We start from the raw sequence: 1993 nt of genomic DNA, 5'->3' as shown, positions 1-1993 counted from the left end.
CAAGATGGAGACGCCTTCGGACACTAATCATTGTACAGAGAAATCTGTGCTTTGGTTGGTGTTCGTTTTTTATTTGAACGGAGGGATGGCATGAAGAAGAGGAAGAAAAAGCCTAATAAAAACGCGCAGGAGCGTTCTGAACGGTTTTGGCGGCAAATGATGGGTTAATATAGGCAAACATTGAAAAGAGGCAAAGGCGGGGCTTTAAGTCGTAAATAAACGGGAGGGTAAAAATATGAATCAATTAACATTAAACATTCCTCAGATTGACGAAGAAGAGACTAAATTAAAAGCAGAGAAGCTGCTGGATCAATACCGGTTATATCTCTTACAGGTACCAGATGATTTCTTGCCAAAAGTTACACCTACTTACAGCATTGTTCCGCCAAGTATCACGAATGAGTTTCATTCCTCAACAGAAGAGGCAGCATTAAAGCGTCTTGATTGGGAGATTCAGCGTGACAAATTCTTAAAAAGGATTCAAAGGGCTGTTAACCGGCTTTCTCAAAGAGAACGGCAGATCATTGTAATGCTCTATATGCAATCTGAAGAAGTGTATGATTATGAGGTATATGAAGAAATGGGCTTGAGTCAGCGCAGCTATTATCGTGTAAAGGCAAAAGCTCTCTATAGGCTGGCGTTTGCTTTAAGAGAAGAAGTCTACAAGAAAGGGGCAGCTTCTTAATGAATTTTGTTCAGCCTATACGGGATCCGGAATGTATCTTCTACATCAAGAGATTTTTAAAAGAACAAAACATGAGGAATTACATGCTATTTGTTACCGGTATCAATTCAGGGCTCCGCATATCAGATATTCTGCAGCTGAGGGTAAGAGACGCGAAACGCCCTTATTTCAATCTCATAGAAAAGAAAACGAAAAAGAAAAAGAGAATCGATATGACGCCAGCTCTTCAAAGAGAATTTAAGGCTTATGTCGAAGGGAAAGAAGATCATGAATTTCTCTTTAAAAGCCGTGAAGGAATCAACAAATCGATTTCCCGGTCGATGGCATACAAGATTCTCAAGGCTGCTGCTGAATATGTTGGTTTAGATGACATTGGCACGCATACATTGAGGAAAACATTCGGCTATCACTTTTACAAACAAACGAAGGACGTTGCCATGCTGCAGGAGATATTTAATCACTCAGACCAACGGACAACCTTGCGATACATCGGAATCAACCAAGACGCCATGAACAACGCTATGAAGAAATTTAAAATATAACCAGGCTCATCCAAAACAATAAGGATGGGCCTATTTCTTTGCATTTTTCGTCAATTCCTCAAAAATAACAGGTGTGGAATTCATTTTAGGAATATTGGTTAAGAACAGAGAGGACAAGGGGTTGGCTCAGTTCGACGAGTTGCACAGTATAAAACATATGGGTAATTCGTGGATAATGTGGATAAATCGTGATAATGAGGTATAATTAACTAAGGAAAAGGAGTGATAATTATGGAAAATGTAAAGGGTATTATTGAAGTTTTGTCTGAAACTAGAAAAGAAATAGATTCAAAGATTGAAAAATTAAATGAGTTAAAAAGAGAGCAAATAAAGATATTAGAAAAAAAACTTGAAGAACATAAAGAGGTTATAAATTGGTATATAGAACAACATTTAAATTTTGCTCATCCAGTTCTGGAGTTTCATAATTCTATGGGGCCTATTTTAGGCTATAAAAAAGATACACAAGAAGTGATCTTTTATCACGCCAGGAAAGAGGGGCTTTTTGCTCAAGAGGTAGATGAGTCTGTTATGAGACCAGCTTTATGGTGGGACATTATTGATTATGGCCAGTTTGAGAATGCAATCAAAGGCTTTGATTACCTATTAACTTTACAAAATGAGCATCTTACCACTGTTAATAATGATATTAAGAGAATAGAGGCAGAGATCCAAAGTTCAAAAAAATAATTGGCACAAACTTGGCAGGATAACGGCACACCATTTTGTTTTAAATAAGGTATTATGGTAATAAGTCATAATTAAA

Annotated in this window: 3 protein-coding genes and 1 pseudogene; all 4 read left to right on the top strand. The window is 37.3% G+C overall.

Annotation, left to right across the window (positions count from 1 at the left end; translation table 11 throughout):
- Positions 1 to 90 precede the first annotated feature (90 nt).
- A pseudogene (locus RAC86_RS38175) lies at positions 91 to 165 on the top strand (hypothetical protein); the annotation flags it as partial.
- A gap of 70 nt (positions 166 to 235) precedes the next feature.
- Entirely contained in the window at positions 236 to 685 is a 450-nt protein-coding gene (locus tag RAC86_RS38170) for an ArpU family phage packaging/lysis transcriptional regulator (protein WP_377886904.1), read from the top strand.
- Positions 685 to 1227: a tyrosine-type recombinase/integrase gene (locus RAC86_RS38165; protein WP_377886903.1), complete on the top strand. Its 543-nt coding sequence runs from the start codon at positions 685 to 687 to the stop codon at positions 1225 to 1227. The genes RAC86_RS38170 and RAC86_RS38165 overlap by 1 nt, the downstream gene beginning before the upstream one ends.
- 231 nt (positions 1228 to 1458) lie before the next feature.
- Positions 1459 to 1917: a hypothetical protein gene (locus tag RAC86_RS38160; protein WP_077670766.1), complete on the top strand. Its 459-nt coding sequence runs from the start codon at positions 1459 to 1461 to the stop codon at positions 1915 to 1917.
- Positions 1918 to 1993 lie beyond the last annotated feature (76 nt).

The organism is Bacillus sp. LR_5, assembly GCF_042709275.1.
The sequence above is the reverse complement of the archived record's forward strand: the minus strand, read 5'-3'. Positions and strand labels throughout refer to the sequence as shown.